Annotated in this window: 5 protein-coding genes and 2 pseudogenes; 5 read left to right on the forward strand and 2 right to left on the reverse strand. The window is 59.9% G+C overall.

Annotated features, from left to right (window positions below; all coding sequences use genetic code 11):
* Positions 1–253 (reverse strand): annotated as a pseudogene (locus AC1DLB_RS21155) (GNAT family N-acetyltransferase); the annotation flags it as partial.
* Positions 254–1012: a carbon-nitrogen hydrolase family protein gene (locus AC1DLB_RS21160; RefSeq protein WP_477785585.1), complete on the reverse strand. Its 759-nt coding sequence runs from the start codon at positions 1010–1012 to the stop codon at positions 254–256.
* Positions 1013–1657: 645 nt separating this feature from the next.
* On the opposite strand from AC1DLB_RS21160, the pseudogene AC1DLB_RS21165 reads away from it, so the two are divergent.
* The 5 genes and pseudogenes from AC1DLB_RS21165 to AC1DLB_RS21185 form a co-directional block, all read left to right on the forward strand.
* Positions 1658–2556, forward strand: a pseudogene (locus AC1DLB_RS21165) (DAHP synthetase I family protein).
* 285 nt (positions 2557–2841) lie between these two features.
* Positions 2842–3723 carry an esterase/lipase family protein gene (locus tag AC1DLB_RS21170; RefSeq protein ID WP_477785586.1) on the forward strand — a complete coding sequence of 294 codons (882 nt, stop codon included), beginning with the start codon at positions 2842–2844 and terminating at the stop codon, positions 3721–3723.
* Between the two features lie 95 nt (positions 3724–3818).
* Complete coding sequence (locus AC1DLB_RS21175) at positions 3819–4100, forward strand: peptidylprolyl isomerase (RefSeq protein WP_007933754.1); 282 nt, start codon at positions 3819–3821, stop codon at positions 4098–4100.
* A gap of 135 nt (positions 4101–4235) precedes the next feature.
* Positions 4236–6104, forward strand: a complete 1869-nt coding sequence (locus AC1DLB_RS21180; RefSeq protein ID WP_477785587.1) for an extracellular solute-binding protein — start codon at positions 4236–4238, stop codon at positions 6102–6104.
* A partial coding sequence (locus tag AC1DLB_RS21185; protein WP_477785588.1) for an ABC transporter permease subunit occupies positions 6104–6870 on the forward strand: 767 nt, incomplete at its 3' end. The genes AC1DLB_RS21180 and AC1DLB_RS21185, both read left to right, overlap by 1 nt.

Raw genomic sequence — 6870 nt, forward strand, 5'->3', positions numbered from 1 at the left:
GCCCCCGGTACGCTTCAAGTAAATGCAATTCGCGGATATACAAGGCGCTGGCGTCACGGCTCAGGCTGACATACCCCATCAGTGTGTCATCACGCACAATCAGCCAGTTTTCGCGTCCCTCCCAAGCAACATCGAAAGCCTCGTCCTGCCAYAACAGTTCATGTTGAATGTAGTAGCGCAGCATATTTCGACAAGTCAGGTCACGTGCGAAGTCCAGGTCACGAGACGTTGCCGGGCGCAATTCGAACCCCATTCAAGCCTCCGCGACAGTCACGATTTGCCCCTTCCAGCCGTCAGCATTGCGACGAGCAACCACCATGAGATTCCCCGTCCCCGGTGCCGCCGCAACCAACGAGCCGTCCGCCGCCCAGATTGCACTACGCCCTGCCGACTCCCAGCCACCCGTTGCGCCACCATGGTTGGCCATCAGTACCGCCATCGAGTGGGTGCGGGCATAACCTTGCAACAGTGCGGTATCTGGAGCGTAGCCGCTTTCTGTAATCAACACGCCCGCGGCATAAAGATCAGCGCCCTGCCGTGCCGCGGCGGCTGCATGACTGGCGTGAGAAAAATCGGCGCATATCGCCAACGCGACGGTGTCGGTACCGATCTTCAACGTCGAACCGCCTGTTCCCGGGGCAAATGCCACCTCCTCCCCTGGGTGCAAATGCTGCTTGCTGTAGATCTCGAGCGAACCATCGGCCCCCAATACCAGGGCACCGATCAACACCGGCGAATCGTCCGACAGACGAATCGGCATCCCGACGACACCGGTCACACYGACCTCCCGCGCAAAATCGCGCAGTGGTTGCAGCACTCTGGCGTCTGGCACGATGGCCAGCTCCGCTGCCAGACCACGCTCGTACCCGGTCAGCGACAGTTCTGGAAACACCAGAAATTGCACGCCCCGCTCCGCGGCAACCTGCATGAAGCGCAGGTGCCGGGCAATATTGGCGGCAAGATCACCAGCGACGGAGATCGATTGTGCGGCGGCGATGGTCAGTGTCGTCATGGTTCGTCCTTGTGACGTTGATGGTTTGGACGCCGGTTACACGCCGCCCGTTGCGTAAAGTGTGTCACAACCCGCGACGTACCCAACCGATAGAAACGTCCCGTGATGCCCGATAGCATTTTCTGATTGAATCCGCGCACCGGCCTCTAGTAAGCTCGGCTCATTCATCGGAGACAGACCATGTTCAACGCCCTCTCACCGCTTCGTACCACCAGCGTCCCGCGCTCGGTTGCGGCTGCCCGGGTGAATGACGTTTGTGCTTCGGTCAGCTTTTATTTTGGGTATTGGTTTAGCCACTGGCGCGCCTGATACCCACACGGCGCCCACTTTAAACGGGTCGCCACCAGAGAATTCTCAACCCCCGGTCGGCCTCCCGACCGGGGGTTTTGTTTTTTCAGCCCTGAACATTTTTTGCGTTACACCAGACAACTTGAGGATTTACGACATGAATTACGCCACTTATTACCGTTACGACACTTTTACCGCCTGGCGATTTACCAGCTTCCGCTCGGGACAGCCTGCCGCCTCCGATCGGTCACCCACAGGTGGCAAGCACACACACGCAGCCAATCCGGCCAATTGTCGAACACCCCACTAGGGCCGAGCGCGCGGGACGACCCCGCCGCCAGCCCAGGAAGCCTGAATATGAACTCGTCCGTCTCTGCTCTGCCGCTGTCCACCTTGAGCCCTGCCAATGAAGCGCTGACCTTGCGTCTGCCCAGCTCATTGCAACTCAAACAGCAACTGCCACTCAGCAATGCCCTGACCCAACAAGTCGCCGCCCACCGCCAGGCCGTCCGCGCGATCCTCAACGGTGAAGACTCCCGTCTGCTGGTGATCGTCGGTCCCTGCTCGATTCACGACCCACGTTCTGCCCTCGAATACGCCGCCAACCTGGCCCGTCTGTCTGCACAAGTCGGCGACGAGATGCTGCTGGTGATGCGCGCCTACGTCGAAAAACCCCGCACCACGGTCGGCTGGAAAGGCCTGGCCTACGACCCACACCTGGATGGCAGCGATGACATGGCGGGCGGTTTGACCCTGTCCCGCGAATTGATGCGCGAAATGCTCCAACTGGGCCTGCCATGCGCTCGGCCGCTCATCCGCACCGCCATTTCGGTGTCGACAGCCAGGGCCATCCTGCGATTATCCAGACACCGGGCAACCCCGACACTCACCTGGTATTGCGCGGTGGCCATCGCGGGCCGAACTACGACCGCGACAGCATTGCCAAAGTGCACAGCGACTTGACCAGACTCAAGATTCCGGCGCGGATCATGGTCGACTGCAGCCACGCCAACAGCGGTAAAGATCCGTTACGTCAGCCCGCCGTGTTCAACGACGTGCTGGAACAACGCCTGCAAGGTGATCGCTCGCTGGTCGGCATGATGATTGAAAGTCATCTGTTCGAAGGCTGCCAACCGTTGAGCCCTTCGTTGCGGTACGGGGTGTCGGTAACGGACGGCTGCCTTGGCTGGACCGGGACGGAACAATTGTTGTTGCAGGGCGCCGAGCGACTTCGTGCACAACGAAGCACTCAGTAGCCAAAGTAAGCGGTGGCACCGAGATCCGCGATGCAGGGCGATCGGGTCGGTTTACACGGAAAAATGACCTACCAGCGGTAGGTCATTGAAAGAAATATCTCGGCCATCGTTAAAAAGATGTCCGGATATTCCGACCAAGACCTCACGCTCATTCGAGTTTTCGTACGATTTCTATTCCGTTTTCATCAGGTTACAGCGGCTTTTTCATACATCGCCGAGCGGTGGGTGTGCTTTAGAGTGCCCCCTTGAGCACACACCTGACCTACTCCGAAAAAGGAAATGTACATGCTACGGAATGCAACCACTGACTATCCGATCCTGCTGGTCCACGGGCTCTTCGGCTTTGATCGCATCGGCAAACTCGAACTGTTCCATGACGTCAAACAGGCCCTGRGAAGCGCCGGTGCGAGGGTTTTCATCCCGCACCTGTCGGCGACCCACAGCAATGAAACCCGTGGCGAACAGTTGCTGGTGCAGATCGAACGGGTACTGCAAGGAACCGGTGCAAGCAAAGTCAACCTGATTGGTCACAGCCAGGGCGCACTGGCTGCACGATATGCGGGGGCGCTGGCGCCACAGATGGTCGCTTCAGTGACATCGGTCAGCGGGCCGAACCACGGCTCAGAACTGGCCGACTTCCTGCGCAAGGCGCTGACGCCCGGGCGCCTGCCAGAACAGGTCGCCGGAGCGGTGGCCACCCTGTTCGCCGACTTCCTGTCGTTGCTCAGCGGCAACCGGCACCTGCCGCAGAACGCCATCGCCGCACTCAACGCGCTGACCACCGAAGGTGTCGGCGCATTCAACGACAAGTACCCTCAAGGGTTGCCGAAAACCTGGGGCGGCAAGGGTCGCGAACTGGTGAACGGCGTACGCTACTACTCCTGGAGCGGCACCCTGCAGGGAAACATCCTCGACGAAGGGCTCTATGCGCTCAACCCGCTGCACGGGTTCCTGCGGGCGTTCTCCCACTACTTCACCACCGAAGCCGAGCAGAATGACGGCATGGTCGGCCGGTTCAGCTCCCATCTGGGTAAAGTGATCCGTTCCGACTATCCGCTGGATCATCTGGACAGCCTCAGCCAGACCACAGGTCAAGTCCGCAAGGGCATCGACCCCATTGACCTGTATGTGCAACATGCCGAACGCTTAAGAAATGCCGGGCTTTAGACAATGCCTTAAGCTGGACGGCATTTTGAGAAGAAATAGCCCTCTGAATCCGGTAGGCTCCGCACTTTACTGAACATTGAATGGAGTATTTTCCCATGGCCAAAGCCACCGCCCGCCACATCCTGGTTTCCAGCGAAGCCAAGTGCAACGAACTCAAGGCCCAGATCGAAGCCGGCGCCGATTTCGCCGAAGTCGCCAAAGCCAACTCCAGCTGCCCATCAAGCCGCCAGGGCGGTGACCTGGGTTCGTTCGGTCCAGGCCAGATGGTCAAGGAATTCGACACCGTGGTTTTCAGCGCGCCAATCAACGTGGTGCAAGGCCCGGTCAAGACCCAGTTCGGTTACCACCTGCTGGAAGTGACCAGCCGTCAGGACTGATCAACCCCTGAGTTTTCTCCACAACGGCCCGCCTTTTGGTGGGCCGTTGTGTTTTCGTTACGTGATACGGCTGGCGAGGGACGCGCCGCTAGCGTACAAATTGTGCTTATCGATCACCCGGCTCTAAGGCTGACAATGCGACTGGCTTTCCCCACTTTACTGTTCACTGCCGTGGCCCTGCTGTTGGGCGCCGCCGGTGTGAGCGCTGCACCGCAACAGGCGTTGACCGTGTACGGTGAACCGGCGAAGTATCCCGCCGGTTTCAGTCATTTCGACTACACCAACCCGCAAGCGCCCAAGGGCGGCACGATGCGTCGCTCGGCGCTGGAAATCGGTCATTTCGACCACATCCTGCCGTACATCGACAAAGGGATTGGCGTCACACAAGTCGATGGCTTGATCTACTCGCCCCTGGCCGTGCGTTCACTGGACGAACCCTACACCGTGTACGGCCTGGTGGCGCAGCAGATGGAGCGTTCCGACGATGGACTGTCCCTGCGTTTCTACCTGAACCCGAAGGCCCGTTTCGCCGATGGCAAGCCGATCACCGCCGAAGACGTGCGCTACACTTTCGACCTGCTGATGACCCAGGGCAGCCTGCGCTATCGCACGCAATTCGCCGACGTCAAAGGCGTCGAAGTGGAATCACCGCAAACCATTCGGTTCGACTTCAAGAGCAACGAAAACCGCACCCTGCCCCTCGACATCGCCACTTTGCCGGTGCTTCCCGAACACTGGTGGAAAACCCGCGACTTCGCCAACGGTGGCGGTTACGAGCCGCCGCTGGGCAGCGGGCCGTACCGCGTGAGCAAGGTCGACTCCGGGCGCAGCATCACCTTCGAGCGTAACGCCGACTGGTGGGCCAGGGATTTACCGGTCAGTCGCGGCCTCTACAACTTCGATCATTTCAGCATCGAGTACTTCGGCGACACCGACGTCGCCCGTCAGGTCCTGCGTGGCGGCGCCTACGACTACAACCGCGAATTCTCCGCCACCGCCTACTCCATCGGCTACGAGAGCCCGGCCTTGCGCGACGGTCGTCTGCAAAAAGCCCACCTGGCAACGCAGGCACCACAACCGTCCCAAGGCTTTGTGTTCAACCTGCAAAACCCGATGTTCCAGGACCGCCGCGTGCGCCAGGCGCTGGCCATGCTTTGGGACTTCGAGTGGAGCAACCGGCAGATGATGCGCGACCTGTACATCCGCCAGCAGAGCTTCTTTTCCAACACCGACCTCGCCGCCCGACAACTGCCCGACGCGGGTGAGCGGGCGATTCTCGAACCGCTTCGCGGGCAGATCCCCGACGAAGTCTTCACTCAGGTCTTCGAAGCACCGAAAACCGATGGCAGCGGCGTGATTCGCGACAAGCAATTGCAAGCCCTGGACCTGCTCGAACAGGCCGGCTGGAAACCCGATGGCGATCAWCTGGTCAACGCCGAAGGCCAACCGCTGAGCTTCACCTTCCTGATCAGCCAGAACGGCATGGACCGATTGCTGCTGCCTTACAAGCGCACCCTGAAACAAATCGGCATCGACCTGAACATTCGTCGCATCGACGCCTCCCAGTACGTCAACCGCCTGATGTCCCGGGACTACGACATGATCGTCACCGGCTATCCGGTCACCAACTCGCCGGGTAACGAGCTGTACAACTACTTTGGCTCGGCGGCGGCCAGCGATCCGGGCTCCAACAACTACATGGTGCTGAAGAACCCGGCGGTCGATACGTTGATCAACGGCCTGGTCCGCGCCAACACCCAGGCCGACATGCTGCGCTACGCCCATGCCCTGGACCGTGTCCTGCAATGGAACTTCTATTGGATTCCCAACTATTACCCGCCCGGCAGTTCGACCGTGTGGTGGAACCGCTTCGGCATTCCCTCTGTACAAGCAAGCAATGACGAAGCCATCGAGAGTTGGTGGGAAGTCAGCTCCACACCCCTGACCAACGAACAGATGACCGCCGAACTCATCAAGCGCGGCAAATCCGGAGGGTCGCACTGATGTGGGCTTACGTACTGCGGCGCTTGCTGCTGATCATCCCGACTTTAGTGATCATTCTTCTGGTCAACTTCGCCATCGTCCAGGCCGCACCCGGTGGCCCGGTGGAACAGGCCATCGCGCACTTGCAAGGCATCGGTGGCGCGAGTGTCGGCGGCGGTTCCAGTGAGACCATGCACGGCAGCTCTCGGGCCAGCCGCGGGCTCGATCCGCAGCTGATCAAGGAGATCGAAAAGCAATACGGCTTTGACAAGCCAGCGCCGGAACGCTTGTGGCTGATGCTCAAGAGCTATGCCCACCTCGACTTCGGCAAGAGCTTTTTTCGCGGTGCCACGGTCACCGACCTGATCCTGGATAAAATGCCGGTGACCATTTCCCTCGGGCTCTGGGCGACGTTGATCACTTATCTGGTGTCGATTCCGCTGGGCATCCGCAAGGCCGTGCACCACGGCAGCCATTTCGATATCTGGAGCAGCACCGCGATCATCATCGGTTACGCGATGCCGGCGTTCCTGTTCGCGATGTTCCTGATCGTGGTCTTCGCCGGCGGCACCTCGTTGAACTGGTTTCCGGTGCGCGGCCTGGTCTCGGACAACTTCGATTCGCTGTCGACGGTGGGCAAGATCGCCGATTACTTCTGGCACCTGGTACTGCCAGTAACGGCGTTGGTGGTCGGCGGCTTCGCGACCCTGACCATCCTCACAAAAAATTCCTTCCTCAATGAAATCACCCGCCAGTACGTGGTCACCGCCCGAGCCAAGGGCTTGAG

The sequence above is a fragment of the Pseudomonas sp. 05N434 genome (genome assembly GCF_056396965.1).